We start from the raw sequence: 25,191 nt of genomic DNA, 5'->3' as shown, positions 1-25,191 counted from the left end.
GGCGGCTGCGTGTGTGTCGCTCACGGAGCGACTCCGACCGTGGAAAGTCCGGTGTCCTCGGGGAGCCCGAGGGCGAGGTTCATGCTCTGCACCGCGCCGCCCGCGGTGCCCTTGGTGAGGTTGTCGATGGCGCTGATCGCGATGATGCGGCCGGCGGCCTCGTCGTACGCGACCTGGATCTGGACGGCGTTCGACCCGTGGACGGAAGCGGTGGCGGGCCACTGGCCCTCGGGGAGCAGGTGGACGAACGGCTCGTCCTGGAGCGCCTTCTCGTACGCGGTCCGTACGTCCTGAGCCGTCGTGCCCGGCTTCGCCTTCGCGCTGCACGTGGCGAGAATGCCGCGGGCCATGGGCGCGAGCGTGGGCGTGAAGGAGACGGTGACCCGCTCGCCGGCCGCCGCGCTCAGGTTCTGGATCATCTCGGGGGTGTGGCGGTGGCTGCCGCCGACGCCGTAGGGGCTCATCGAGCCCATCACCTCGGAGCCGAGCAGATGCGGCTTGGGCGCCTTGCCCGCGCCGGAGGTGCCGGAGGCGGCGGTGATCACCGCTTCGGGCTCGGCGAGCGAGGCCGCGTACGCCGGGAAAAGGGCGAGCGTGACGGCGGTGGGATAGCAACCGGGTACGGCGATGCGCTTGGTCCCTCGCAGCGCGGCACGGGCGCCCGGCAGTTCGGGGAGGCCGTAGGGCCAGGTCCCGGCGTGCGGCGAGCCGTAGAACGTCTCCCAGTCGGCCGCGTCCTCCAGCCGGAAGTCGGCGCCCATGTCGACGACGAGGACCTCGTCGCCGAGCTGCTCGGCGACGGCGGCGGACTGACCGTGCGGGAGCGCGAGAAAGACGACCTGGTGCCCGGTGAGTACCTCGGCGGTGGTCGGCTCGAGCACCCGCCCGGCGAGCGGGAGCAGATGCGGCTGCAGGCCACCGAGCTTCTGGCCCGCGTTGGAGTTGCCGGTGAGGGCGCCGATCTCGATCTCAGGGTGGGCGAGGAGCAGCCGGAGGAGCTCTCCGCCCGCGTAACCGCTCGCTCCTGCCACTGCTGCTCGTACCGCCATCGAGTCCTCCTCATTGATGGCATGACTATACGCACTGCTGCAGATTTATGCAATCGACTGGAGGGTGAGGGCGGCGACCTGGTGAGACCGGGCGCTTCAGTTGGCCCATGAGCGTTTTGGTTGGCCCGGGTGAGCGCTTGAGGTGGCACGCAGGGTAGCGGGCGGGCCGGCGCGCCGACCGAGGTTGGTATGCGGTGACGGCCAACCTCCTTGTCCGCCTGATGATCATTGCTGGGCACGCCGGGGGAGATCGCGAAGACCGCCGGCGGCAGCGGTGGCTCCGTCGAGCTTGCCGGCGGCAAGGAGATCGCCACTCCCTCGGCCCAGGTCGAGTTCGGGACCTACACCGTGACGCTGTCGGCCACCTACGACCGTCTTCCGGTGGCCGGGTCCGCCGCCCTTCTGGGGGTCGGCGCGCGGCAGCGGACGGTTCTGGGCCGCCCGGCGGTCCTCTACTCGGACCGCACCATCAGCATCAGCTTCCGCCTCGACGGGAGCGACACCGCCAGCGGTCCCGGCGTCCCGGCCCGCGCCCTCACCGTGGCCCAGGACGCGAAGGACAGCGGCGGCTCCTTCGAGGTGACCCTGTGGCGCGCGGACGGCGGGGTGCCGGACGACGCGGCGCTGCTCCGCGTCGCCGAGAAGGTGCTGCCGACGGTCCCGCGGTGGGCTGCCGACGGGTGACGGCCTCTGGCAGCGCCCCGGCATCCGGCGTTCCCGCCGGGGATGATGTCAGGCCACGTGCCGGGGAGTTCGGCGCCGCGCTGCTGGTCGCTCTCCCGTGCCTCAGCGGTGGTTGATTCAGGTGCGCGGTCCTTGCGTGAGCCGGTCGAGCTGCTTGTCGACCACCACGTCGAGAGGGAACCCGGGAGTGCGCTGCGCGCCGCGGTCGCTGAAGTCCACAGTGAGGGCGCCCATACGCACCAAGATGTGGCGGTCGATCAGCACGGTGTGATCCGGGCTGTCCATGCTCAGGTCGAAGGCGACGGCTTCGTCACCGAAAGCGGGAGCCTTCGCCACGGTGATCCGGGAATTGAGCTTCCCCTCCGGGGTCTGCCCCGCCAACGTCTTGCAGGTCTTGAGTCCTTCCGTGAGCCTTTGGAACTGCTCTGATGCCTCGGCGCCGTCATACGAGGCCAGCCAAGTCCTGCCGCCCCAGCGCTTGTTCTTCCACCAGAAGTCCTGGATCACGGACGTGGACGCGTCGTGCGCGACGAGCGCGTCGAACACCTCCTGGCAATCCGGGCCCGCTACCAGAACCCGCGGATCGTACTTGGGAACGGGACCCTGTACAGGCGCGCTGTCAACCTGCGGCACATCCCCCTCCCGCAGCAAGAGGGACTTCAACTGCCCGGCCGTCAGCGGCCGGGGTCCAGACGTCGATGGTGATGGTGATACGGACGCCGGTGCCGGATCCGTCGCCTCCGGGTCGTCGACCGAATCCTGCGCCGAACACCCGGTGACGACGAACAGCCCAGCAGCCACCGCCGCCCCTGCCGCTTTTCCGCACCTCGTCCACACCACCGCTGCCCCCCTGATCTGCTTCGCCTGCGACGGGCAGACACTACGGCCCTGCGACCTGGTTCAACTATCCCGACCAGCACAGATACCGCCCAGTGGTGACGACCGGGCGGCAACGCGCAGGTGAACGCCTGGCTATCGGGCTACCTGGATGGGTGCCGACGTGGCCGACTGGAACGCGTCGGTGGCACGGAAGTGGGCGCGGAAGTAGCCCGTCCGGCTGTTGGTGATATCTGCCGAGAAGGCGTTCCCGCTGCCGGACCAGCTGGCCTCCGTGGTGGCCACGTCGGTCCAGTGCTTGCCGTCACGGGAGAATTGGATGTGCACGTTGATGGGCGCAGGCGTCCAACCGTCGGGGAAGTCGATGGACCCCTGCACGTTCACCTGCTTGGCCCCGGTGCGGGTGGCCTCGAACGCGGTGAACTGTGAGGCCCGCAGGACGTTGATCTCGGCGCTCTGCGCGGAGGCCCCGGCGATGAACGGGTCCTCGCTGCGCGAGGTGAGCAGGAAGTGGCCGCCCTGATAGGGCGTGTGGGTGAGGCTGACCGTGCCGTCATCCGCGGTGGTGAAGTGGCCGACCGTCTCGGATTGGCCGCCCGGCGGCGGGACGAACAGGACGCCACCCTCCTGGCCGGCGAAAGACACCCAGCCCTTCGCGGTGCTGCGCTCCAGCTTCGCCGTGACGGTCACCTGCCCGCCGTAGTCGATGCTGCGGGCGGTGGTTCGTACGAGGCTCCAGCGGGTGGCCACCTGCTGGATGGCGATCTGCGTGGTCGGGGACTCGCCGTAGATGACGTCCGGGTACTCGTTGGAGTGGCGATAGACGGCCTGTACCGGCGCGGCGTTACTCAAACGCACCGAGGCCGAGAAGCGTCCCTGTGCGTCGGTCCGGGGGGTGGCGCTGGTCCAGTAGTCCACGTCGATGTCCACCGGGTGGTCCGCCAGGGGCTTCAGCTCGCGGGTTCCCGGCCAGCGCCCCTTCAGCACGCCTTCGACGGCGACGTCGCGATGATCGATGTCGATCTTCGTGCGATCCGTACGAAAGTCTTCGAACTGAGCGACCACGTAGTAGGCGAGGGAGCCCGCCGAGTTCCGGATGGTTTGGTCGCCGTCCGCGTCCGTGGCCTCGATATGGACCGTGTAGCTGCCGAGGGCGCCGAGCTTCAGCGGCTCCTTCGTGCGCCAGACGCCGTCCTCGGGCGTACCGGAGAAGAGCGCGAAGCTGTTGCCGCTCACGACTGCGACTTCCTGCTGCGTGGCGGCGGAGACGATGTGGGCCTTGATCTCGGTGATGGGGCTGTCGGAGCTAATGCCGACGGCAAGGGTGCCGAGGTCTTCCGAGACGCTGCTCGCCCATTGCACGTTCGGGGCCTGCCCGGGTGCGGCGTGTGCGGCGCTGGTACCGGTCAGCAGGAGCGCGGCCGCTCCGGCGACGGCCCAGACTGCGCGTGATCTGATCATTGGTGTCCCCCCAGAGACGCATGACTGAGTGCCCGGTCGGCAGAGCCAGCCTGTCGCTGGTGCGGCTCCCGTGGCTAAAGGTGTTGTATCCCATCGCACTGACATCGCGCCTCGGAGAATTCGTCGACGACGGTCCCGCTTCACTCCTGGGCGTCTCCGTTCAAGTCGCTCTGCCTCCGCGAGCCGGCGCCGCGCCAAGGCCTCTGGCATGCGGTTCAGTTGGCCCGACTGAGCGTTGCAGAGGCCCCCGCGCGGTGGAGCCGGGGCTTTGCGAGCGGCCCGCTATGTGAGTAGTCCGCGCATCACGGTCACGGGCAGCGCCGGGTTGGCGGCGGCGTGCTCGCCCAGTTCCCCGTCGGCGAGGAGGGCGAGCAGCCGCCGGCCCGGCAGCCGGGGATGGCGGGCCGCCCCCGCGCGGACCGCCGCGTTCGGGTCGCGGGTGAGCCGGTCGCCGGTTTCAGGCGCGAGTCCGGGGTCGAGGACGGCCAGGCGCCGCTCGCGGGGTGCGTCGGCATCCGCGAAGCGTGCGCCCAGTCCTGCGACGGGGAAGCGCGGGTGCTCGATCAGCAGGTCGCGGGCCCCGCCCTGGTGCTCCAGGTAGCTGCGCAGCAACAGTTCCGGCGGTGGCGCCGGGTGGTTGTGGGCGAGCAGCATCCGTACGCCCAGGTCGTCGTCCCGCGCGAGCAGTGCGACGAGCCCGGCGGGCAGCGCGGGGTCACGGGCGGCCCGTCGGCGCAGCAGTGGGTGGCGTGATCGGGCGTACACGGCGGATGCGGCCGGGTCGGGGGCCGCCTGGGCATGGTGTTCACACGGTCCGAAGTCCTCGTCGGTGTCCACCGTGTAGTCGATCGCCGCCCGCTCGTCCTCGCTCAACTCGGGCCGCAGCGAGATCGCGGTGCGCACCCGCGGCTCAGTGTCACGCGCAAGAACCTCCACGAGCGCGGGGGCGAGGTCGCCGCGGCGGGCGAGTTCCAGTCTGACCTTCGGATCGGGGTGCGCGACGAGCCCGGCGACGACGTCCGGCGGAGTGCTGTAGTTGTGGGCGAGTACCCACGAGTTGTCGGGGTGGGGGTCGCTCAGCAGCCAGTCGACGACGGTCCGCGAGAGGCGGTAGTTCACCAGGATCAGCCCGGTCCCGTGATTGCGCGGCACCGGCAGCGGACCCAGCCTGCGCTCCATCGCCTCCGCGTCGTCGGTCTCCAGCCTGTTCTGTGCACTCGCCCGTACCTGCGGGTGCGGGTCCTTCAGCAGCGCCGCCCGTTCGGCCACGGACAGGAACGTCCAGACGTTGGTGGCCATCTGCCGTATCGAGGCCAGGGGATGGCGGCAGTACGAGAGCTGGACTCGGAAGGGGATCTGCCGGGAGAACATCAACTCCTGCAGGCAGTCGTTGCCGTATGTCGTCAGCATCCGGTCGATCACCCAGTCGGGGAGCGGACGGACGGGCCGCGTCTTGTCCGGGCGGCCGGCGAGGCGGGCCTGGACGAGCCAGTCAGGATCGTCCACGAGCAGCCCGCGCACCTCGGGGTCCACGAAGGGGTTGCGGGCCAGGGCCCCTCTGACACGGGGGTGCGGGTGCGTGACGATCGCGGCGGTCACCTCCTTGGGGAAGGAGGCGCGCCGTGAGGCCAGCGCGTACCAGGCGCTCTCGTACTCCGGTTCCAGCAGCCGCAGCAGCAGGTCGGCCGGGGTGGCAGGGTTGACGGCAAGGCCATCGAGCAGTGCGGTCATGCCACGGCCCCCTTCCCGGCCGCGTCCTGCGCTTCGTCCGGGCCGTCGCCATCGTGGTTCCCGCCGCACTCGGAAAATGGGACGGGCTCGGCCACCCACCCGGCCGCCATAACCAGGCGCGAAGTGCGGTGGACGGTCGGGAAACCGAAAGGGCGGTCGAAGGCGGCCTCGGCGGCCGGCAGCCCTATTGCGTCCTCCAGTTCGGCGCGCGCCGGTCCGTCAGCAGCGTGTGCGAGGGAGGCGAGGAGCGGCCACAGGCTCGTGGCGGAGAGGACGGTCCCGCCGTGCCCCATCCCAATAGTTGCCCACTGCTCGGTGAGCCGGTTCATAGCGCGTACGGAACGTGCTGTCGGCTGCACGGCATCCCCCCGGTTCCATAAGGCACCGTGAGCGTCGATTCGTCCCCAACGCCCAGCTCACGACCCTCACCGCCACCCTAACCGACCGTGACTGTGCCTGTAGTTGGCCCTTCCGGCAACGTTCCCACCTGCCATCGGTACCTTGCCGACGCCCGCCCAAGGTTGTGAGACGTTGCGTTTCGGTTGGCGAGTTTGCAGTCGACCTGGTGGGTTGCGACTGAGGCGCCGCCGGCGGCCGCGCGGAGATCCTCGTCGGCTTCCCGGGGGGAGCGGGTCAGTTGCCGGGGTGGGCGGTTGCCCAGCCGTGTTCGAGAAGGGCGAAGACCTCGTCGGCGGCACGCCGCGGGTCGGGGTGCCGCCGAATGAGACCCCGGGCTTCCAGCGCGAAACGGGCAAGGGCGGCGCTGGTGACGTCGGCTTCGGGGGCGCCGACCTCCTCGGCGATGGCTCGTGCCACGGCCACTTCGTGACGCATCCACATGCGGTGGGCGTAGTCGCGCAGCGCCGGGGTGTCCTCCACCATGCGCATGAACGCGGCGGATCGTGGGTCCGCGACGGAGGCCTGCATCAGCAGGACGTGCTCGCGCAGGGCTTGCGGGATCGACTGGCCGGGGGCACGTTCGCGCACCGCGGCGACGAGTGCCGCTTCGAGGTCGTCGTCCTGGTCGAAGACCAGCGCCTCCTTGCTGGGGAAGTGCTTGAACAACGTGGTCACCGACACGTCGGCGGCGTCGGCGACGTCCTTGACGCCGACCTGGTCGTAGCCGCGGTCGAGGAAGAGCTGGAGCGCGGCGTCGGCCAGGGACCTACGGGTCAGGGCCTTCTTGCGCTCGCGGCGCCCGGTCGGTTCGGTCACCTGCACACCGTACCCCGAAGTGCACCCACTATGAAAGTGTAGTGATTGCACTTATTTAGTGAGTGTGCTTTCTTGGTCGCAGCGTGCCGGACCTCCCGGCAACTCGCCCACCTCCCGAGGGAGAGCCCCATGAACTCCGCCAGTGACCCCCGCGTCGCGATCGTCGGCGCCGGCCTCGGCGGCCTTGCCTGCGCCCGTGTTCTGCAGCTCCACGGCCGCTCCGTCACCGTCTTCGAACACGAGGCGTCCGCCGACGCCCGCCTTCAGGGCGGCACTCTCGACATGCATGCCGGCACCGGACAGGTCGCGCTGCGCGCGGCGGGCCTGCTCGACCGGTTCCGCGCCCTGGCTCGTCCTGAAGGCCAGGAGTGGCGCCTGCTCGACCCCGCCACTGCCACGGTCCTGTCTCATGAGGAGCCCGGCGACGCCGACGTCGACAGGCCGGAGATCGACCGGGGCCAGTTGCGCGGTCTTCTCCTGGAATCCCTCACGGCGGGCACCGTCCGGTGGGGCCGCACCGTCAGCGGGGTCGGCCTGCTCGGGGACGGCAAGCGCCGCCTGCTCTTCAGCGACGGCACCACTGAGGACTTCGACCTGATCGTCGGCGCCGACGGCGCCTGGTCACGTGTCCGCCCTGCCCTGTCCGACGCCACGCCCGGCTACACCGGTGTCACCTTCGTCGACATCGGCTTCGACGACTGCGACACCCGCCATGCCGCTCTCTCGCGGCTGGTCGGCGACGGCACCATGATGGCGAAGGCCGACAGCAAGGGCCTGTTCGCCCAGCGCAACAGCAATGGCCACATCCGCGCCTACATCGCGTTCCGCGCCCCGGAGAACTGGCACATGACCGCCGGCCTGGACCTTGGTGACACGGCGGCCGTGCGCAAGCACCTACTGACGGTGTACGAGGGCTGGGACGAGAGCCTGCTCGATCTCCTGCGGTACAACGACGGCGAGTTCGTCAACCGGCCTCTGTTCGCACTGCCCGTCCCGCACACCTGGGAGCACGTACCCGGCGTCACCCTGCTGGGCGACGCCGCACATCTGATGCCCCCTCTCGGGCTGGGTGCCAACCTCGCCATGCTCGACGGCGCCGACCTCGCCCACGCCCTTGCCACCGAAGCCGGCGTCGACGACGCCGTCCGTGCCTACGAGAGCGTCATGCTGCCGCGCTCGGCCGAGGCCGCCAAGGGCTGCGCCGAGGGACTCGACCACCTCATACCCCCGGCGGACTCCTGAGCAAAAGGTCCGCCGGTTCTGCCGGGCCGCACCAACGCCACCGGGCATGGCATGGAGCCAACGCTGCCCAGAGTCTCTACTGACTGAACTAACTCTGGAAACGTGTTCCGCACTCTCCACGATCCTCCTCATACACAAGGATGTGACTAGTCAACTTCTTGAGTATGATGTGGTGGCGGACGAGGAAGGGAAGGGCTGCTCCGATGGCCTTGCGACATGCTGTGCTGGCGGCGCTGCTGGACGGTGAGTACAGCGGATACCAGCTGGCGAAAGCGTTCGATGTCGGCGTCGCGAACTTCTGGCACGCCCTGCCCCAGCAGCTGTACGCCGAGCTGACCAAGCTGGAGAAGGAAGGGCTGGTCGCGGGTCGACAGGTGATCCAGGAGACCCGGCCCAACAAGCGCCTGTTCACGGTCACCGACGCCGGTCGCGCCGAGCTGGAGAAGTTTGCCGCAGGCGCATCGAAGCCCTCGTTCATCCGCGACGATCTGCTCGTCAAGGTCCAGGCCGCCGACCGCATCGGCACCGCGTCGGTGATCGAGCAGCTCGAAGAGCGAGCGTCCGCGGCCGAGGCCAAGATCGAGCTTCTGGGCAAGCTGCTGCGGAAGATGCGCGGCGCTGCGGACGAGGAGGAGTTCCTGCGCCGCGGCGAGCGGATCGGGCCTTACCTGACGTGCCTGCGCGGCCTGGCCTTCGAGCAGGGCCACCGGGACTGGTGCCTGCGGATTGCGGCGGTCCTGAGGGAAAGGCGGACGACTCATGCTGAACGGTGAATACCAGCGCTACGTCGCCCTGGGCGACAGCCAGACCGAAGGGCTGGGCGACGGGGACGACACCATCGGCCTTCGCGGCTGGGCCGACCGGCTCGCCGAGCACCTCGCGGCGGTCAACCCCGGGCTGCGGTACGCCAATCTGGCCGTACGAGGACGTGTCGCCGGCCAGGTCCGCGCTGAACAGCTGGGGCCCGCACTGGCCCTGCGCCCCGACCTGGCCACCGTCGTCGCCGGGGTCAACGACCTGCTCCGGCCCCGGTTCAACGCCGCAGAGGTGGCCGGGCACCTGGAAGAGATGTTCGCCGCGCTCACGGCCGCCGGAGCTCAGGTGGCGACCGTGACCTTCCCCGACGTGGGGAAGATCGCGCCGCTTGCCCGGCCGATCAGGTCCCGCGTGTTCGACCTCAACACCCGCATCCGCGCTGCGGCCGCCCGGCACGGGGTCGCCGTAGCCGAAACCGGCCGGCAGGCCGTTTCCACCGACCCACGGCTGTGGACCGCGGACCGACTCCATGCCAGCCCCCTGGGCCACGCGCGGATCGCCGCAGCCGTTGCCCAAGCCCTCCACCTGCCCGCAAGCGACGACGCTTGGACGCTCCCCCTACCGCCACATACGGTCCCCGCGGGCCGGCAAGCCGCAGGAGCCGAACTGCGCTGGGCGGCCGCATTCCTCGGCCCCTGGCTCGGACGCCGTCTGCGCGGTCGGTCCTCCGGCGACGGCCGCACCGCAAAACGCCCCCAGCTCCTGCCCCTGAGCGCGACGCCCGACTCCCCGGCAGACACCGGTCAACGGGAATCTTCGTAGGGACTGCGGCCAGGGCCGTTGGTGTGCTTCTACTGCTGGGGAGTCAGGGGTGGCAGCAAGCGCGGCCCATGCTCAGCTGACGGCTCCGGTACGGGCGTACCGGCCCGGGGTGATGCCCACGACCCGCTTGAAGTGCCGGGTGAGGTGGGACTGGTCGTAGAAGCCGGCGGCGGTCGCCACCTCGCCCGGCGGCTGTCCGTCGAGTAGCAGACGGCGGGCCAGATCGACGCGGCGGGACGTCATGTACTGGTGCGGGGCGATGCCGAAGGCGCCGCTGAAGGCACGTACGAGATGGGTGGGGTGGGCGTGGACCAGGCGCGCGGCCTCTTTCAGGGCGATGCCTTCAAGCAGTCGTTCGTCGAGGAGGTCACGCAGGCTCTGGGCGAGGCCGCCGTCGGGCCCCGCGCTGCCGAGGGCCAGCCTGGGGCGCAGATGCCGGCGCAGTCGCTCGCTGATGAGGGCCAGACGGCTCTCCGCCTCGAACTCGTCGCCCCTGTTCGCGAGGGCTGTGTGCAACTGTCCGACGCGTCTGCGCAGGACGGGCTCTGTGAGGTCCGGGCCGTCCACCGCCGGCCCGATGAAGCTCTCGTCCAGCTGTGTCATGTCGAGGTAGAGCACGCGCTTGCGAAAGCCCTGAGGGGTGGCAGGTGAGCCGTTGTGCGGGACCTGCGGTGGGAGCAGGCTCACGGTGTCGCTCGGGGTGCCGCGCTCGTAGCGGTCCAGGTCGTAGCGGACCGCACCGTCGTCGACGATCAGCAAAGTCCAGGCGTCGTGGACGTGCATGGGGTACGCGTGCTCGGTGAAGTGGGCGTGGAAGACCTCAACGACACCCGCGACCGGCGGGCGCCAAGCGGAGATCTCCTGCCGGGTCGTCACGCAAAGAACGTACAAGACGGAGAAGGCGTGCACCCTGGAGTCTCGAAGCATGAGAACCGAGGATGAGACCGAGGCCGAGGCCGAGGCCGGGGCCGGGACTGGTACTGGGGCCGGGGCCGGGACTGCGGCCGGGGATGCGAACGTGCCTGTGCGCTTCGAAACCAAGATCGCCGTCCTGCTGCGCGACGACCTTGAGTCCTGGCAGCGGCTGAATGTGACCGCCTTCCTGGTCAGCGGGCTCGGCACAGCGTCACCCGAGGTGATCGGCGAGCCGTACACGGACGCCGACGACACCTCGTACCTGCCGATGTTCCGCCAGCCCGTGCTGGTCTTCGAGGGGACGAAGGAGACGCTGACCGCCGCGCACGGTCGTGCGCTGTCGCGCTCGCTACCGAGTGCCGTGTTCACGTCGGATCTGTTCAGCACGGGCAACGACCGGGACAACCGGGCGGCTGTACGGGCCGTGCGCAAGGACCAGCTCGATCTGGTAGGGATGGCCGTTTACGGACCCCGCAACGCGGTGGACAAGGTCCTCAAGGGCGCGCGAATGCACCCCTGAGCGACTTCAAATCTCCCCGACCCCGATCACCGGTACTCGGTCAGGAACGCGGTCGGCCGGGTTGATCGGCTTGCGCCGCGTTCTTCTCCTTGATGCGCGCCGCTTCCTTCCGGACCTCTGCCTGGGTAGCGCGTTCCCGCTGCAGCCACTCGGGGCTGTCCTTCTTCAACGCGTCGATCTGCTCGGTGGTGAGGGCCTCGGTGACTCCGCCACGGGCGAGCCCCGCGATGGAGATGCCCAGCTTCGCCGCGACCACCGGCCGGGGATGCGGGCCGTTGCGTCGCAGTTCCAGCAGCCACTCGGGCGGATCGGTCTGCAGCGCATTCAACTCGTTGCGCGAGACGACACCCTCCTGGAACTCGGTGGGGGTGGCCTGGAGGTACACACCCAGCTTCTTCGCCGCGGTCGCGGGCTTCATTGTCTGGGTGGTCTGGTGCGACGTCATGGTGTCAAGAGTATCGAGCGTGTGAGCTACCTCCGACCACGACCGGTAACCTGGCGGAGTGACAGGCTCGGAAGTACCCCCTTCATTCCGGCTCGCTTATGTCCCGGGCGTGACGCCGACCAAGTGGGTGCGGATCTGGAACGAGCGACTGCCCGAAATCCCACTGACCCTCGTCGCGGTGTCCGCCGCCGACGCACCCGACGTGTTGCGGGGCGGCGGCGCCGACGCGGGTTTCGTGCGGTTGCCGGTCGACCGGACGGACCTCAGCGCGATCCCCCTCTACACCGAGACCACGGTGGTCGTGGTCCCGAAGGACCACCTCGTGGCCGCGGTCGACGAAGTGTCCGTCGGGGATCTGGCCGACGACATCGTGCTGCATCCCCTCGACGACTCCCTCGACTGGGAGCGTCTGCCGGGACAGCCCGCGAACGAACGGCCCGCCACGACGGCGGACGCCATCGAGCTGGTGGCGGCAGGAGTGGGGCTGCTCGTCGTCCCGCAGTCACTCGCCCGCCTGCACCACCGCAAGGACCTCACGTATCGGCCGGTCTCGGATGCCCCCGAGTCGCGCATCGCGCTCTCCTGGCCACAGGACGAGACCACCGAACTGGTGGAGGACTTCATCGGGATCGTCCGCGGGCGGACCGTCAACAGCTCACGCGGTCGCTCCCCGGCCCCGGCACCGGCCCAACCGAAGCCCAAGCGTCCCACTACAGGCGGCGCACGGCGGAAGCCCGCAGCCGGCAAGTCGACCGGTTCGACCGGCAAGAGCCCACGGAGCGGTTCCGGCGGCCCCAAGGGCGGCAAGCGCGGCAAACCTCGCCGCCGGTCGTAGCCCCCGCATCGCACATTCGTGGGCTTTGCGCCGGCCCGCCGACCCGAAGATCGCCAGGGGACCAGTTGCGGTTCTGTCCCGCAAGTGCACCGGGCCTGCGGCGACTTGACCTGGGCGGCACCGTAGGTGCCGGGACGGTCGGAGACGGCGCTCTCACCGGACTGCACGCGCCACAGACACCGGCGGCAGCGGACTCGGCCTCGCCATCGTCCATGACATCGTCACCGCCCACCACGGCAGCACCCACGTCGAGGACAACGCCCCCGGCGCGCACCTCGTCGTACGCCTCCCCGCCTCCACCAGCTGACCACTTTTGGCCCCGCACGTGTCGATCCGGCCGGAAGCCGTTCGTATAGAGGGTGGGAGACCGGCACGGGGCCGGCCTCGAACTCCAAGGAGAGACGCCATGAAGCACTACCTTCTCAGCGTGATCCAGCCGTCGTCCGCAGAGAAGCCCGCGCCCGAGGTGCTGGAAGAGATCAGGCGGGAGCTCGACGTCTTCCATCAGGAACTGAAGGCCGCCGACGCATGGGTCTTCGCCGGAGGGCTGCACGACCCGAGCACGGCCACCGTGGTCCAGGTCAAGGGCGGCGACGCCCTGATGACCGACGGCCCGTACGCCGAAGGCAAGGAGCACATCGGCGGGCTGTGCATCGTCAAGGCGCCCGATCTGGACTCCGCACTCGAATGGGGCCGTAAGGCCGCCCGCGCCACCACGCTCCCGATCGAGGTACGGCCGTTCCTGGGCGAAGCCGCGGAGTGACACCCGATATGCCTGCCGGGACCGTCGCGGAGATCGAGCGCGTGTTCCGTACGGAGTACGGGCGCGCGGTAGCCGTCCTGGTCCGCCGCTTCGGCGACATCGAGATCGCCGAGGAGGCGGTCCAGGACGCATTCGCCGCGGCGGTGGAGCGGTGGCCGGCCACCGGACTGCCGCCGAGCCCGGCCGGCTGGATCATCACCACGGCCCGCAACCGGCTCATCGACCGCATCCGCCGGGAAGCGTCCCGCGAGGACCGGTACGCCCAGGCCGCACTGCTGCACAACGTCGACGAACCGGCCGAGGAGCATCCTGTGCACGACGACCGGCTGCGCCTGATCTTCACCTGCTGCCACCCCGCGCTCGCCCCCGCCTCCCAGGTCGCTCTGACGCTTCGGCTGTTGGGCGGGCTGACCACCGCGGAGATCGCGGGTGCGTTCCTGGTGGCTGAGCCGACCATGGCCCAGCGGCTCGTCCGGGCCAAGGCCAAGATCCGCGACGCTCGGATCCCCTACCGGGTCCCGAAGGACGCCGATCTCCCGGACCGACTCCGGCCGGTGCTGGCCGTCGTCTACCTCATCTTCAACGAGGGCTACACGGCCGGCTCGGGCGAGCGGCTGGTGCGGGAAGACCTCTGTGCGGAGGCCATCCGGCTCGGACGCCTCCTTGCCGAGCTCATGCCCGACGAGCCCGAGGTCAAGGGGCTGCTCGCACTCATGCTGCTCACCGAGTCGCGCCGGGCCGCCCGCACCACGCGGGACGGCGGCCTGGTGCTGCTGACCGACCAGGACCGCGGTCTGTGGGACCACGATCTCGTCGCCGAGGGCCAGGTCCTCGTCCGGCAGTGTCTGAGGCGCGGTCAGCCCGGCCCGTACCAGATCCAGGCGGCGATCAACGCCGTCCACAGCGACGCGTCGGTCGCGGCCGCCACGGACTGGTCGCAGATCCTGCGGCTGTACGACCAGCTGCTCGCGCTCGCCCCGAGCCCCGTCGTAGCCCTCAACCGCGCCGTCGCGGTGGCGGAGGTCGAAGGCCCGGGGGCGGGACTGGCCCTCGTCGACAGTCTCGACCTCGGCGGCTTCCATCTCTTCCACGCCATCCGGGCCGATCTGCTGCGGCGCCTGGGCCGCGACAGCGAGGCGGCACTCGCGTACGAGGCAGCGATCGCCCGCACCGAGAATTCGGCCGAGCGTGACTTCCTGCGGCGCGGTCTCGAGTCGCTGAACCGCGCCTGACCGCTCGACCGCGCGCGACGACTGCCCCGTCAGCTACCCGCTTGGTGCATGCCCGCGGTCACCACCGCGGTGCCGGCGGCCGGTCGCCGTTCCTGCAGGGCGATGATGTCGCCGGGTACGAGGGTGGCGCCGCTGCGGGATCGAGCGGCAGCAGCCGGACGCGCGCAGCCGCCCGGGGCCAGCTCGGCGCGGAGGAACCCGTGGCGCAGCTCGCTCTGCCGCCACCGGCACCAGGTCGCTGTACGGTCCTGGCCCAGCTGACGGGCGGCTTCCGCGAGCAGCTGGGTCTGCGGCATGGCGGAGATCCTAAATCGGGCAAAAGCATCGGGCGGAGGTGCGGGCACGGTCAGGCGGCCGCCTCCAGGCGCAGGCTCCAACGGCCCGCCTGGCCGGTCAGGGTGACAGTCGACAGCGGGCGGACGTCCACATTCCAGTACGCAGAGGGCGGCATCCTCAGCGCGTACACCAGCGCCGCCCGTACGACGGCCGGCTCGGCGACAGCGACGATGGCACCGACGTCCTCGGCGGGCCTGGTGTCCAGCCAGCTCCCTATGCGCGAAATGAACGCGAGCAGCGGCTCGCCGCCGTGCGGCGCGGAGCGCGGGTCGGCGAGCCAGGCGTCGACGGCGTCCGGCTCCCTGGAGGTCACCTCCGCGAAGGTGAAGCCGCGCCAGCGGCCCATGTCGCAGTCGCGCAGTGCCGGCTGGGCGATCGGCGCGAAGCCGAGCGCGTCGCCGGTCGCCCGGCTGCGGGCGGTCGGCGAGCAGTAGCGCAGCTCGGCGACGTTCAGCGGCACGAGGGCGTGCGCGGCGAGCTGCATCTCGTGCCATCCGGCCTGATCGAGCGGCCGGTCGTCGTCGAAGCGCTCGGCGAGCAGGGCGGAGCTGCGGGCGGCAGCGACCAGCGTGATCCGGACACTCATGGCGTGATGGTGGTTGCGAAAGCCGCGCAGGTCAAGAGGTCACTGATGGCCGAGCGACATCCAGTTCCCGGGGTGCTGGAGGGCCTGGAAGCCGATCTTCTCGTAGACGCCGTGGGCATCCTCGGTGGCGAGGAGGATACGGCGCAGCCCGCACGGGGCGAGGTGATCGCGGGCGGCGGCGACCAGCGCGGTGCCGAGCCCCTTGCCGCGGGCGGCCCGGTCGACGTACACATCGCAGAGCCAGGCGAAGGTGGCGTGGTCGGTGACGACACGGGCGTACGCGACGAGCTCACCCGAAGTCGTCTCGTACGCCGCGAAGTTGAGCGAACCGGCGATGGCCAGGTCCTGCTTCTCACGGCTGCGGCCCAGCGCCCAGTAGGCATCGGTGGAAAGCCAATGGTGGATGCGGGCGGCGTCCAGGCGGGCGGGGTCGGTGGAGATCGTGTACGTGCCGAAGGTCGTCTCGTTCATGGCGGGAGGCTCGCAGGCCCGGGGCGGTTCGGTCGAGCTGTTTTCGCGGGCGCGGCAGGACCGTTGTCGGTGGCGGCTGCGATGCTCGTGCTGGTTCGAGGACGGCGAACTGCGCCTCCACTGCGACCCGCTGTTCCCCTACGGGCGCGACGGCAGCGATCCCGACAGCCTCATCGGCACCATGCGGAAGGTGGGCTTCGACCTCTGCGGACAAGACGGCCGCGACGACGAGTTGCACACGGAAGCCGCGTTCGCGCCGGCCGAGCGGATCACGGGGGTGCTACTGACGCCGGAACTCCTCAGGACGGCGGAGTTCGTGTGCGGGACGGCGCCGCTACCGGCCCGCCGACAGTCTCGCGGCCCGGCACCAGCACCTCGTCGCACGCGGTCCGCAGCCGCCGTACGCCCTCGGCGATCTCGGCCGGTCCCGCCACGCCCGCGAAACTCAACCGCACATATCCCGCAGGGGGTTCGGCGCAGAAATAGGGGCGGCCGGGTGCGACGGCGACGCCCGCGCGCAGGGCCGCGGAGAGCAGTGCGGCCTCGTCCGCGCCGTCGGGAAGCCGCAGCCAGAGGTGGTAGCCGCCGGACGGGACGTGGGGCAGGGTCAGTTCGGGCAGATGCCGCAGCAGGGCGGCGGTCATGGTGTCCCTGCGCACCTTCAACTCCGCGGCCACCGTGCGGAGATGACGGTTCCAGGCGGGTGCGCCGACAAGTTCCAGGGCTGCTTCCTGGAGCGGGCGCGGTACGAAGAAGTTGTCGACGACTTGGATGGCGCGCAGCCGTTCCAGGACGGGGCCGCGGGCGGCCAGCATCCCCACCCGCAGGCTCGGCGACGTCGCCTTGGTGAGCGAACTGACATGGACGACGACGCCGTCGTGGTCGTCCGCGGCGAGCGGCCTGGGCAGCGGGCCCGCGTCCTCGTGGACCAGGCGGCGCGCGAAGTCGTCCTCGACGACGAAGGCGCCTGCCGCGCGCGCGATGCGGAGCACTTCAGGACGGCGCTCGGCTGCGAGCACCGCTCCGGTCGGGTTCTGGAAGAGCGGCTGGCAGACGAAGACCCGGGCACCGGTGGCTTGGAAGGCTGCGGCGAGCAGTTCCGTACGTACGCCGCGGGCGTCGATCGGGACCGGCACAGGCCGCAGTCCGGCGGCGCGTGCGATCGCCAGCATGCCCGGATAGGTGGGGGATTCGACGAGCACGGGGGCTCCGGGCGGGGCGAGCGCGCGCAGGGCTGTGGTCAGTGCGGACTGGCCGCCTGCCGTGATCAGTACATCGGCGGCTCCCCTGGTGTCGCCGAGACCGCGGGCGAACCACTCACGCAGTTCGGGCAGCCCGTCGGTGGGCGGCCGGCCCCAGGCCCCGGGCCGCCGCCCGGCCCGCGCCAGGGCCGCGGCCATCGCCTGCTCCGGTTGGAGGCTGGAATGCAGATAGCCGCCGTTGAACTCCACGACACCGGTCGCCGGCGCGGCGAGGGTGGCCAGGACCCCGGAGGCATCAACGGCGCGCGGCACCAGCTCGGTGGCCGCGTCGGCGCTGAGGGTGACCTCCTGCCAGGAGGTGTCTTGGGGCGGCGGGGTGTCGGTACGGGGCTGCGCCCGGAAGGCTCCGGCGCCGGGCCGGGTGACGACCAGTCCCTCGGCGGCAAGCTGGGCGAGCGCGCGCGAGACGGTCACCGGAGAGACCCGGAAGCGCTCCACGAGCGCCCGACTCGACGGCAGCTTTCCACCAGGCGAGTAGCGGTCGAGCTCACGCTTCAGCGCATTCGCCAATTCCGTCACACTGCTACGCTCATGCATGACAGCACAGGATAGCGCTACTCCCACCGCCTCGATAGCGGTCAGCAGCGGCACCCTCCAGGCCGCGCTGGGCGTCCTCGCCTTCTCGCTCACCTTTCCGTCCACCGTCTGGGGCCTGGAGAGCTTCGGCCCCTGGTCCCTCGTCGCCGTACGGAGCGTGCTCGCCGCCGTGGTCGCGGGGGGTTTTCTGCGGGCGATGCGCGTGCCGCTCCCCGACCGCCGCCACTGGGCGGGGCTCATGGTGGTGGCCGGCGGTGTGGTCGTGGGCTTTCCGCTGCTGACCACACTCGCCCTGCAGACCTCCACCACCTCGCACGCCGCCGTGGTGGTGGGACTGCTGCCGCTGACCACCGCCGCCTTCGCGGCCGTGCGCACCGGCCGCCGCCCGTCCCGCACCTTCTGGCTTGCGGCGCTCGCCGGGGCCGCCGTGGTGATCGCGTTCACCGTGCAGCAGAGCGGTGGTGCGCTCCAGACCGGCGATCTGTACCTCTTCGGAGCCCTGCTGGTCTGCGCGGCCGGTTACACCGAGGGCGGCCGCCTGGCCCGGGAGATGCCGGGCTGGCAGGTGATCGGGTGGGCGCTGATGCTCTGCCTGCCGCTGACGCTCACCGGATCGGCCGTTGCCCTGGCCTTCGAACCGGTGCGGCTGACGGCCCACGGCGTGATCGGGCTGATCTGGGTCGCCGCCGGCTCGACCTTCTTCGGCCTGTACGTCTGGTACCGGGGCATGGCCTCGATCGGCATCGCCAAGGCCAGCCAGCTCCAGCTCGCGCAGCCGCTTCTCACTCTGGTCTGGTCGGTGTCCCTGCTGGACGAGCCGCTCTCGCCCGCCGCCCCGGTGGCCGCGGTCGCCGTCCTGGTGTGCATCGCGGTCACCCAGCGCGCCCGCAGCTGAAGGTGCAACTCTCGCACCCGGCCGTAGACTCGAAACACCACCGGACCACCGCCTTCGAGGAGGTCACTCCTGATGCAAGCGAATGTGGGCGACACACTGCTGATGCACGGCAGGACCGTGGGGCAGCACGACAAGCAGGCCGAAGTCGTCGAGGTACTGGGGGCCAAAGGCACTCCTCCGTACCGCGTTCGCTTCGACGACGGGCACGAGGCGCTGATGTCTCCGGGCCCCGACTGCGTCGTGCGCCACCACGAACAGCCTTGACTCAGCCCGGGGGACGCACCCTGGTCGGATAGTGATCGGCCACCACTTTGGCCATCGCGCCGACCGGATCAGTCATGACCTCTTTGGCCGAGAAGAAGCAGTGGCCGCGGACATCGGTGTATCCGCGCGCCAGCGTGAGGTGGCGGGACAGTTCAGCGGGGTCCCGCCAGGGTGCGGGCTGGGCGGGGTCGCCCGCCTTGTAGAGGGCCTCACCGGCGTAGAGATGGACGCCCGTGCCCCGTACGACGCTGTTCCACCAGGGCAGCAGCTTGGCGTAGTCGGCGGCGGCGAAGCCGATGTTCCAGTAGATCTGGGGGGCGATGTAGTCGATCCAGCCCTGCTTCACCCACTTGCGGGTATCGGCGTGCAGATGGTCGTAGGTCTGCACGCCGGCCTGGGTGTCGGAGCCGAGCGGGTCGGTCGCGGCGTTGCGCCATACGCCGAAGGGGCTGATGCCGAAGCGGACGTTCTTCTTGGCCTTCTTGATTCTTTCGGCCATTTCGCGCACCAGCCGGTCGATGTTGTCGCGCCGCCAGGCGGCCTTGTCCGGGAAGCCCGCGCCGTAGCGGGCGTAGCTGGCGTCGTCGTCGAAGACCTGGCCGGCGACCGGATACGGATAGAAGTAGTCGTCGAAGTGGACGGCGTCGATGTCGTAGCGGTGGACGGCGTCCATCATCGCGCGCTGGACGAAGCTGCGGACCTCCGGGATGCCGGGGTTGTAGTAGAGCTTCCCGCCGTACGGAAGGACCCAGTCGGGGTGGACCCGGGCCGGGTGGTTCGCGACCAGCCGGGACGGGTCGGTGTGGTTCGCGACGCGGTACGGGTTGAACCAGGCGTGCAGCTCCAGACCGCGCCGGTGGGCCTCACGCACGGCGGTGCCGAGCGGGTCCCATCCGGGGTGCTGTCCCTGGACGCCGGTGAGGTACTGGGACCAGGGCTCGTACGGTGAGGGCCACAGGGCGTCAGCAGTCGGTCTGACCTGGAAGACCACGACGTTCAGCCGGCGGGCTACGGCCGCGTCGAGGTGGGCGAGGAGTTCCGCGCACTGCTCGGCGGCGGTGAGGCCCGGCCGGGAGGGCCAGTCGCGGTTGGCTACGCTCGCTAACCACATGCCGCGGAATTCCCGGCTCGGCCCGTGCCGGCGGCGACCTGCCCGGCCGGCCGCCGGCGCGGCTGCCGCGTCCCCGGCCGTCGTCAGCGCGGCCAGCACTCCGGCCGCTGTCACGACAAACCCTCTTCTTCCGATCTGCCTCATTTGTCGCCCCCTGCGTTTTCGGTGCCGGCCGCCGTATCCGCACAGCATGCCCGCCCCTGACGGTCGTGCACACATGCATCCGGAGTAACGTCGTGGGGTCGAGGCGGGCGCCGGGAATCACACGGGGGGCCCGTCCCCCGGCCTCCGGCCGGGGAGACCCCGGACACAGGATCAGCGAAAGGCACGAGGTGACGGACTCAATGGCCGACATTGCACGCGTCGGAGTGGTGGGCTGCGGCCAGATGGGCGCAGGCATCGCGGAGGTGTGCGCCCGCAGCGGCCTCGAGGTGAAGGTCGCCGAGACCACGGGCGAGGCTCTGGAGATCGGTCGCACCCGGCTCTACAACTCCCTCTCGAAGGCCGCCGAACGCGGCAAGATCACCGAGGAGGAGCGCGACGCGACGCTGGAGCGGCTGAGCTTCACCACCGACCTCGGGGAGTTCGCCGACCGCGATCTCGTCATCGAGGCCGTCGTGGAGAACGAGCAGGTCAAGACCGAGATCTTCCAGGTGCTCGACCAGGTGGTGACCCGCCAGGACGCGATCCTCGCCTCCAACACCTCGTCCATCCCGCTGGTGAAGCTCGCCGTCGCGACCTCCCGGCCGGACCAGGTCATCGGCATCCACTTCTTCAACCCGGCCCCGGTGCAGAAGCTCGTCGAGCTGATCCCGGCGCTGACCACCTCCGAGGAGACGATCAAGCGCTCCGAGGCCGTGGTCCAGAACGTGCTGGACAAGCACCCGATCCGCGCCCAGGACCGTTCGGGCTTCGTGGTGAACGCCCTCCTCATCCCGTATCTGCTCTCCGCGATCCGGATGTTCGAGTCGGGCATCGCGAGCCGCGAGGACATCGACAACGGCATGGAGCTCGGCTGTGCCCACCCGATGGGCCCGCTGAAGCTCTCCGATCTGATCGGCCTGGACACCGTCGCCTCGGTCGCGGACTCGATGTACGCCGAGTTCAAGGAGCCGCTGTACGCCGCTCCCCCGCTGCTGCAGCGGATGGTGGACGCGGGGCGGCTCGGCCGCAAGACGGGTTCGGGTTTCTACCCGTACTCATGACGGGACCGGACTCGCCACACCCGTGATGGGGTCGTACTCCTGATTCACACGGAGTGTGCGGGGCGTGCCCGCATATGCCGTGCGCACACGCTCCCGCCCTCCGACCAGGGAGAGTTGACTCGGTTCCGCTCAGTCAAGGGTCCGCTGCACAACTTTCCCGAAGGAGGAGCCAGTCCGTGACCAACGACCCTGATCATTTAGTGGTCGTCGAAGAGTTCGCTGAGTTACGCCGCAGCCTCGACGTCGGCCTCGCCCGGATAGACGGGCATCTGGCGCTGCTCGCGCAGCGCAACGGCCAGATCGACCGGGAGCTGACCGATCTGGCCGCGCGCGTCGGGGCACTTGAGCAGTCCAGGTGGCCGTTGCCCGCCGTTGCCGCGCTGACCGCGCTCGGAGCGCTGGCGGTAACGGTGTGGCAGGCGATCGGCCGATAGCCGCCGGGCGTCAGCCCAGCCGCAGATGGTGAAGCATCAGCAGCCCGGCCGCCATATTGGCGGCCGGGACCTCACCGCGGGCGATCATGTCGGGTACCAGCTTCAGCGGTATCCATTCGCGGCGCGAGGACTCGAAGTCGTCCTCCGGATGCCCGATGTACGTCGCGTCCTCGGACCAGTAGAGGTGGTGCCGGGCGTCGGTGAGGCCGTTGGACGGCTCGACGGTCAGGAGGTGCTGGAGGGGGCCCGGACGCCAGCCGGTCTCCTCCTCCATCTCTCTGGCGGCCGCGGCCGCGATGTCCTCGCCGTCCTCGACGACGCCGGCGGCTAGCTCCCAGCCCCAGCTGTTGGTGATGAAGCGGTGCCGCCAGAGCATCAGCACTTCGTTGGCCCGATTGACCGCGGTCGCGACGGCGACCGGGCGGAGCCGGATGAGGAAGTGGTCCAGGTGCCGGCCGTCGGGGAGCTCGACGTCGGCCAGGTTGACCCTGAACCAGCGGTTTTCATACACAGTTTGTTCGCTTAATTTCGTCCACTGCACGTTTCTGCCACCTTCCGACAAGTAGATGGCAATATCGCAGCAGGAGCTCGGTCAGAGGGGAACGCGCAGTGCCCCGTCGATGAGTTCGGCAGCCTCGTCGGCGTTGGTGCAACCGCTCGCCACGAGATGCTCGCGTACCGCCCGCAGCCGGTCCCGGATCCGCTGCGACTCCATCCCCTTGGCCCGCTCCACCATCTCCGCCGCCGTCTGCGCCGCCCGGTCCACCTCGCCCTGGCGCAGCTCGATCTGGCTGAGCATGGCGAGCCGGTGCACCCGGCCGCGGTCGTGCGCCGGGGTGTCGACGGCCGCCGCGGCATGCTGCCGTGCCGCCGTCAGATCACCGAGGCTGAGCAGGGCCTCCGCCACCTGGACATTCACCAGGCCCGGCTGGACATAGCCGGTCTCGTCCGGCTCGTACCCCGGACGGATCCGCTCCGCCTCCAGCTCCGCTCGCCGGATGCACCGCAAGGCGCTGCTGCCGTCGCCTAGATGGGCGTACGCCTTCGCCTGCATCGCGTACAGATCGGCGGCCAGCGCCGGAGTGAGCTGCTGTCCTGCGGCTCGCAGCGCCGCCTCCGCGAAGGCCACCGCCTGCCGGTGCTCCGCCATGAACAGCGACTGGTTGACCAGCAGCGCGATCACATACGCGCCAAGTCCCCGGTCCCCGCTGGCCTTTGCCAGCCGCAGCGCCTGGTGGAAGTAGCGCTGGGCAAGGCCGTGCGCGTTGGAGTCGTAGGCGCAGATGCCGGCCACGGACACCAGACCGCCTGTCGCGCGGTGCAGTTGGCGGCCGAGAGCGTCACTGTAGCCACCACGGAGCAGCGGCGCGGTCTCGGCGTTGAGGAAGCCGACAATGCGGGCGCGGGTGGCTATGCCGCCCGCCTTCCGGTACATCAGCTCGTAGTGCGCACGGGCGGCGCGCAGCATCTTTATGTCGGCCATGCTGACGCGTGTCTGCCCCGAGCGTGAGACGTCCGAGTCCTCCGGCGGGTTCTCCCACTCCCATACGGGCATGACGGCGGGGGTGCCGGTGACCGCGGGCGCCTCGATGATGTGCCGCCGCTGCTGTTCGTCGGAGCGCCACATCGCGGTGGCCCGCTCCACAAAGCCGGAGAGCGGCGAGCCCGGTTGCGTGACGGACTCGCCCGGCACTCCGAGGCCGATGTCGCCGAGGACGATCGCCCGGTGCAGCCGGCCGGCGAGCACCTCGCAGATCAGGTCGGGCACCTGGCCGCGCGGACGCTGGCCCTTCAACCAGCGTGCTACGGCCGTGTGTTCGTACCGCAGTGCCAGACCTCTTGCCCGGCCGGCCTGGTTGACCCGGGCGGCAAGGCCCGCGTTGGAGATGCCCGCCTCGTCGAGCAGGGCGTCGAGCAGGGTATTGGGCTGCATGTGCCCCTCCGGTGGCTCGTTGGGCTCAGCCTAGTAGAGGGCGATTCGCACGGGGTGTGAACCAAGTGCCCGCATCTGTGCCCCGCGCGCTCTGCCGCCACGTCGCCCGCACCGGTTGACTGGGGTGCCTCTCATAGAGGCGGCCGGGCCGTCGGCTCCCCCTCGTACAGTGCGACGGCCCCAGATTGCGTCGTCTGCCCTGCTGATCTGCCCGACACTCCGCGGCAGGGCGGGCGGCGCCGGCCGCATGGCAATCCCTTGGTTGCCGATCGCTGCACATGGCTGCAGATGACTAGCGATTGGAGGGTTCCGGCCGGGTACGGCGCAGGGCGGCATCTCCGGACTGCGCCGGTACCCGCGCGCGGTCGTTACGCAGCACCAGGAGTGCCACATCGTCGGCGAGACGACCGCCGGTGTGACGCAGCAACTCCGAGTGAACGGTGGCGATCACGGCGGCGGGCGACACCGGCGAGGCGAGCGCGGCATCGGTGAGCACGGCCTCCAGACCGAAGAACCTCCCCGCCGCGTCACGGGCGTCCGCCGCCCCGTCCGTGTGCAGGAACAGCGCCTCGCCGGACCGCAGCCGGGCACACCGGCGGACCGGCAGCTCGGCCGGCAGCGGGAACAGACCGAGCGGTGGCAGCGGGTCCGCACAGGCGAGCGGTTCGGCCCGGCGGCAGAGCCGGTAGGGCCATGGATGACCGCAGTTCAGGGCCAGTACGCCACCGTCCTGCCCGATCTCCAACAGCAGTACGGTGACGAAATCCTCCGCCGCCGGGCAGTCCGGCTCTCCCCCGCCGACCGCCGGATGCTCGCCCCGTGCCCGCTCCCGCAAATGCCGATGGATCGCCCGGTCCAACCGTCGTAGTACACCGCCCAGTTCGGGCTCGTCGTAGGCGGCCTCCCGGAAGCTGCCGAGAACCGCGGCCACCGCCCCGATCGCGGGCAGCCCGTGCCCGCGGGCGTCGCCAATGACGATACGCACGCCGTACGGGGTGGCCACGGCCTCGTACAGATCACCGCCGACCGCGGCGCCGCGGCTGACGGAGAGCTGGCCCGCGGCGAGGGTGAGTCCGGCGAGGCGGGGTGGCAGCGGCCGCAGCAGCACCCGCTGGGCGGCGTAGGCGATTTCGCGGACCCGTTTGAGCTCGCGGTTCAGCCCGTGTCGGACACCGAGGACAAGACCGGTGCCGACCGCGAAGAAGACGACGCCGGTGACGATCCGCTGTCCGAGGCTCTCCGGCTGGGTGGACGGGCAGGCGATCTTCCAGGTGAGCGCAGCGGCGCCCCATACGGCGGGAAGCATCAGAGGAAACAGTCGCCGTACCCGCGAATTGTCGGCGCGCGCGGACCTCGCCCACCACGAGGCAGGCAAGGGGCCTCCACCGGACCTGATACGGATCATGCGGATGGTCCCCTCATAGGCCCTGTCCGGCACGCAGGCAGGCCCCCACGGCCGGGACGATTCTGTCGATCGACCGGGCCCGGAAGGGACAACGCCCCACGTTCTCACCCAAATGAGTGAGGGGCGGGGCCGGGGGGGGGGGGGCGCCCCCCCCCCGGGGGGGGGGGGGGGGGCGCCGCCGCGGCGCCCCCCCCCCCCCGCCGGGGGGGGGGGCCCCCCCCCCGCGCCGGCCGGGGGGGGCGCCC

The 25,191-nt window shown here is 70.5% G+C and carries 28 protein-coding genes and 2 pseudogenes; 14 read left to right on the top strand and 16 right to left on the bottom strand.

The window, feature by feature from the left end:
* Nucleotides 1-20: 20 nt before the first annotated feature.
* On the bottom strand, nucleotides 21-1,049 hold the full coding sequence (argC, locus tag ACFYXH_RS34370) for an N-acetyl-gamma-glutamyl-phosphate reductase (protein ID WP_389571553.1): 1,029 nt from the start codon (nucleotides 1,047-1,049) through the stop codon (nucleotides 21-23).
* Between the two features lie 228 nt (nucleotides 1,050-1,277).
* Between argC and ACFYXH_RS34365 the strand changes: the two genes are divergently transcribed.
* The gene (locus ACFYXH_RS34365; protein ID WP_389571550.1) at nucleotides 1,278-1,733 is read left to right on the top strand and encodes a DUF6215 domain-containing protein; all 456 of its coding nucleotides are present in this window, start codon (nucleotides 1,278-1,280) and stop codon (nucleotides 1,731-1,733) included.
* 117 nt (nucleotides 1,734-1,850) lie between these two features.
* Here ACFYXH_RS34365 and ACFYXH_RS34360 read toward each other — a convergent pair whose 3' ends face one another.
* The 5 genes from ACFYXH_RS34360 to ACFYXH_RS34340 all read right to left on the bottom strand — a co-directional run bounded on the left by ACFYXH_RS34360 (nucleotide 1,851) and on the right by ACFYXH_RS34340 (nucleotide 6,977).
* Nucleotides 1,851-2,279, bottom strand: a complete 429-nt coding sequence (locus ACFYXH_RS34360; protein ID WP_389571547.1) for a hypothetical protein — start codon at nucleotides 2,277-2,279, stop codon at nucleotides 1,851-1,853.
* A 426-nt stretch (nucleotides 2,280-2,705) separates the two neighbouring features.
* Nucleotides 2,706-4,031 (bottom strand): hypothetical protein, encoded by a 1,326-nt coding sequence (locus ACFYXH_RS34355; protein WP_389571544.1) that lies wholly within the window; start codon nucleotides 4,029-4,031, stop codon nucleotides 2,706-2,708.
* A gap of 282 nt (nucleotides 4,032-4,313) precedes the next feature.
* Nucleotides 4,314-5,762 carry a translation initiation factor 2 gene (locus ACFYXH_RS34350; protein ID WP_389571542.1) on the bottom strand — a complete coding sequence of 483 codons (1,449 nt, stop codon included), beginning with the start codon at nucleotides 5,760-5,762 and terminating at the stop codon, nucleotides 4,314-4,316.
* On the bottom strand, nucleotides 5,759-6,091 hold the full coding sequence (locus ACFYXH_RS34345; protein WP_389571539.1) for a hypothetical protein: 333 nt from the start codon (nucleotides 6,089-6,091) through the stop codon (nucleotides 5,759-5,761). Before ACFYXH_RS34345 ends, ACFYXH_RS34350 begins: the two co-directional genes overlap by 4 nt.
* Nucleotides 6,092-6,395: 304 nt before the next feature.
* On the bottom strand, nucleotides 6,396-6,977 hold the full coding sequence (locus ACFYXH_RS34340) for a TetR/AcrR family transcriptional regulator (RefSeq protein WP_389571537.1): 582 nt from the start codon (nucleotides 6,975-6,977) through the stop codon (nucleotides 6,396-6,398).
* A 129-nt stretch (nucleotides 6,978-7,106) separates the two neighbouring features.
* Here ACFYXH_RS34340 and ACFYXH_RS34335 point away from each other — a divergent pair, with 129 nt between their 5' ends.
* The 3 genes from ACFYXH_RS34335 (at nucleotide 7,107) to ACFYXH_RS34325 (ending at nucleotide 9,797) form a co-directional block, all read left to right on the top strand.
* Nucleotides 7,107-8,219: an FAD-dependent oxidoreductase gene (locus tag ACFYXH_RS34335; RefSeq protein ID WP_389571534.1), complete on the top strand. Its 1,113-nt coding sequence runs from the start codon at nucleotides 7,107-7,109 to the stop codon at nucleotides 8,217-8,219.
* 203 nt (nucleotides 8,220-8,422) lie between these two features.
* Entirely contained in the window at nucleotides 8,423-8,992 is a 570-nt protein-coding gene (locus tag ACFYXH_RS34330; protein WP_389571531.1) for a PadR family transcriptional regulator, read from the top strand.
* Nucleotides 8,979-9,797 carry an SGNH/GDSL hydrolase family protein gene (locus tag ACFYXH_RS34325; protein WP_389571529.1) on the top strand — a complete coding sequence of 273 codons (819 nt, stop codon included), beginning with the start codon at nucleotides 8,979-8,981 and terminating at the stop codon, nucleotides 9,795-9,797. Before ACFYXH_RS34330 ends, ACFYXH_RS34325 begins: the two co-directional genes overlap by 14 nt.
* Nucleotides 9,798-9,869: 72 nt before the next feature.
* Here ACFYXH_RS34325 and ACFYXH_RS34320 read toward each other — a convergent pair whose 3' ends face one another.
* Nucleotides 9,870-10,724 (bottom strand): AraC family transcriptional regulator, encoded by an 855-nt coding sequence (locus ACFYXH_RS34320; RefSeq protein WP_389571527.1) that lies wholly within the window; start codon nucleotides 10,722-10,724, stop codon nucleotides 9,870-9,872.
* On the opposite strand from ACFYXH_RS34320, the gene ACFYXH_RS34315 reads away from it, so the two are divergent.
* Nucleotides 10,723-11,232, top strand: a complete 510-nt coding sequence (locus tag ACFYXH_RS34315; RefSeq protein WP_389571525.1) for a DUF2000 family protein — start codon at nucleotides 10,723-10,725, stop codon at nucleotides 11,230-11,232. The genes ACFYXH_RS34320 and ACFYXH_RS34315 overlap by 2 nt on opposite strands.
* 40 nt (nucleotides 11,233-11,272) lie before the next feature.
* On the opposite strand, the gene ACFYXH_RS34310 is transcribed toward ACFYXH_RS34315, so the two are convergent.
* The gene (locus tag ACFYXH_RS34310) at nucleotides 11,273-11,677 is read right to left on the bottom strand and encodes a DUF5997 family protein (RefSeq protein ID WP_389571523.1); all 405 of its coding nucleotides are present in this window, start codon (nucleotides 11,675-11,677) and stop codon (nucleotides 11,273-11,275) included.
* Nucleotides 11,678-11,735: 58 nt separating this feature from the next.
* Here ACFYXH_RS34310 and ACFYXH_RS34305 point away from each other — a divergent pair, with 58 nt between their 5' ends.
* From ACFYXH_RS34305 to ACFYXH_RS34290, 4 genes and pseudogenes are all read left to right on the top strand, one after another.
* Entirely contained in the window at nucleotides 11,736-12,512 is a 777-nt protein-coding gene (locus ACFYXH_RS34305; protein WP_389571520.1) for a LysR family substrate-binding domain-containing protein, read from the top strand.
* A gap of 169 nt (nucleotides 12,513-12,681) precedes the next feature.
* Nucleotides 12,682-12,819 (top strand): annotated as a pseudogene (locus ACFYXH_RS34300) (ATP-binding protein); the annotation flags it as partial.
* A gap of 99 nt (nucleotides 12,820-12,918) precedes the next feature.
* Nucleotides 12,919-13,275 carry a YciI family protein gene (locus tag ACFYXH_RS34295; protein WP_362679179.1) on the top strand — a complete coding sequence of 119 codons (357 nt, stop codon included), beginning with the start codon at nucleotides 12,919-12,921 and terminating at the stop codon, nucleotides 13,273-13,275.
* 8 nt (nucleotides 13,276-13,283) lie between these two features.
* The gene (locus tag ACFYXH_RS34290; RefSeq protein WP_389571516.1) at nucleotides 13,284-14,507 is read left to right on the top strand and encodes an RNA polymerase sigma factor; all 1,224 of its coding nucleotides are present in this window, start codon (nucleotides 13,284-13,286) and stop codon (nucleotides 14,505-14,507) included.
* Nucleotides 14,508-14,536: 29 nt separating this feature from the next.
* Here the strand turns inward: ACFYXH_RS34290 and ACFYXH_RS34285 are convergent, their stop codons facing one another.
* The 3 genes from ACFYXH_RS34285 to ACFYXH_RS34275 are packed head-to-tail and all read right to left on the bottom strand — an operon-like array spanning nucleotide 14,537 to nucleotide 15,900.
* Complete coding sequence (locus ACFYXH_RS34285) at nucleotides 14,537-14,803, bottom strand: hypothetical protein (RefSeq protein ID WP_389571513.1); 267 nt, start codon at nucleotides 14,801-14,803, stop codon at nucleotides 14,537-14,539.
* A gap of 50 nt (nucleotides 14,804-14,853) precedes the next feature.
* Nucleotides 14,854-15,429 carry a histidine phosphatase family protein gene (locus ACFYXH_RS34280; RefSeq protein WP_389571509.1) on the bottom strand — a complete coding sequence of 192 codons (576 nt, stop codon included), beginning with the start codon at nucleotides 15,427-15,429 and terminating at the stop codon, nucleotides 14,854-14,856.
* A 39-nt stretch (nucleotides 15,430-15,468) separates the two neighbouring features.
* Entirely contained in the window at nucleotides 15,469-15,900 is a 432-nt protein-coding gene (locus ACFYXH_RS34275; protein ID WP_389571506.1) for a GNAT family N-acetyltransferase, read from the bottom strand.
* Here ACFYXH_RS34275 and ACFYXH_RS34270 point away from each other — a divergent pair.
* Nucleotides 15,833-16,177: pseudogene (locus ACFYXH_RS34270) on the top strand (DUF6461 domain-containing protein); the annotation flags it as partial. The gene ACFYXH_RS34275 and the pseudogene ACFYXH_RS34270 sit on opposite strands and share 68 nt — an antisense overlap.
* 22 nt (nucleotides 16,178-16,199) lie before the next feature.
* Here the strand turns inward: ACFYXH_RS34270 and ACFYXH_RS34265 are convergent.
* Nucleotides 16,200-17,699, bottom strand: a complete 1,500-nt coding sequence (locus ACFYXH_RS34265) for a PLP-dependent aminotransferase family protein (RefSeq protein WP_389571503.1) — start codon at nucleotides 17,697-17,699, stop codon at nucleotides 16,200-16,202.
* On the opposite strand from ACFYXH_RS34265, the gene ACFYXH_RS34260 reads away from it, so the two are divergent.
* Both ACFYXH_RS34260 and ACFYXH_RS34255 read left to right on the top strand, forming a co-directional pair.
* Nucleotides 17,698-18,594, top strand: coding sequence for a DMT family transporter (locus tag ACFYXH_RS34260; protein WP_389571500.1), 897 nt, complete (start codon nucleotides 17,698-17,700; stop codon nucleotides 18,592-18,594). The genes ACFYXH_RS34265 and ACFYXH_RS34260 overlap by 2 nt on opposite strands.
* A 72-nt stretch (nucleotides 18,595-18,666) precedes the next feature.
* The gene (locus ACFYXH_RS34255; protein ID WP_389571497.1) at nucleotides 18,667-18,858 is read left to right on the top strand and encodes a DUF1918 domain-containing protein; all 192 of its coding nucleotides are present in this window, start codon (nucleotides 18,667-18,669) and stop codon (nucleotides 18,856-18,858) included.
* 1 nt (nucleotide 18,859) lies between these two features.
* On the opposite strand, the gene ACFYXH_RS34250 is transcribed toward ACFYXH_RS34255, so the two are convergent.
* Nucleotides 18,860-20,113 (bottom strand): glycoside hydrolase family 10 protein, encoded by a 1,254-nt coding sequence (locus ACFYXH_RS34250; RefSeq protein ID WP_389571494.1) that lies wholly within the window; start codon nucleotides 20,111-20,113, stop codon nucleotides 18,860-18,862.
* Nucleotides 20,114-20,313: 200 nt separating this feature from the next.
* Between ACFYXH_RS34250 and ACFYXH_RS34245 the strand changes: the two genes are divergently transcribed.
* Entirely contained in the window at nucleotides 20,314-21,174 is an 861-nt protein-coding gene (locus ACFYXH_RS34245) for a 3-hydroxybutyryl-CoA dehydrogenase (protein WP_327322381.1), read from the top strand.
* 176 nt (nucleotides 21,175-21,350) lie between these two features.
* The gene (locus ACFYXH_RS34240) at nucleotides 21,351-21,608 is read left to right on the top strand and encodes a hypothetical protein (RefSeq protein ID WP_385306373.1); all 258 of its coding nucleotides are present in this window, start codon (nucleotides 21,351-21,353) and stop codon (nucleotides 21,606-21,608) included.
* A 10-nt stretch (nucleotides 21,609-21,618) separates the two neighbouring features.
* Here ACFYXH_RS34240 and ACFYXH_RS34235 read toward each other — a convergent pair whose 3' ends face one another.
* The 3 genes from ACFYXH_RS34235 to ACFYXH_RS34225 form a co-directional block, all read right to left on the bottom strand.
* The gene (locus ACFYXH_RS34235) at nucleotides 21,619-22,149 is read right to left on the bottom strand and encodes an NUDIX domain-containing protein (RefSeq protein WP_326648690.1); all 531 of its coding nucleotides are present in this window, start codon (nucleotides 22,147-22,149) and stop codon (nucleotides 21,619-21,621) included.
* A gap of 51 nt (nucleotides 22,150-22,200) precedes the next feature.
* Complete coding sequence (locus ACFYXH_RS34230; RefSeq protein WP_389571491.1) at nucleotides 22,201-23,541, bottom strand: transcriptional regulator; 1,341 nt, start codon at nucleotides 23,539-23,541, stop codon at nucleotides 22,201-22,203.
* A 292-nt stretch (nucleotides 23,542-23,833) separates the two neighbouring features.
* Entirely contained in the window at nucleotides 23,834-24,847 is a 1,014-nt protein-coding gene (locus tag ACFYXH_RS34225; protein ID WP_389571488.1) for a PP2C family protein-serine/threonine phosphatase, read from the bottom strand.
* Nucleotides 24,848-25,191: the final 344 nt, after the last annotated feature.

The organism is Streptomyces sp. NPDC002730 (genome assembly GCF_042888805.1).
Lineage (GTDB): Bacteria > Actinomycetota > Actinomycetes > Streptomycetales > Streptomycetaceae > Streptomyces.
Note: the sequence above shows the minus strand (reverse complement) of the source record. Positions and strands in the feature narration are given on the sequence as shown.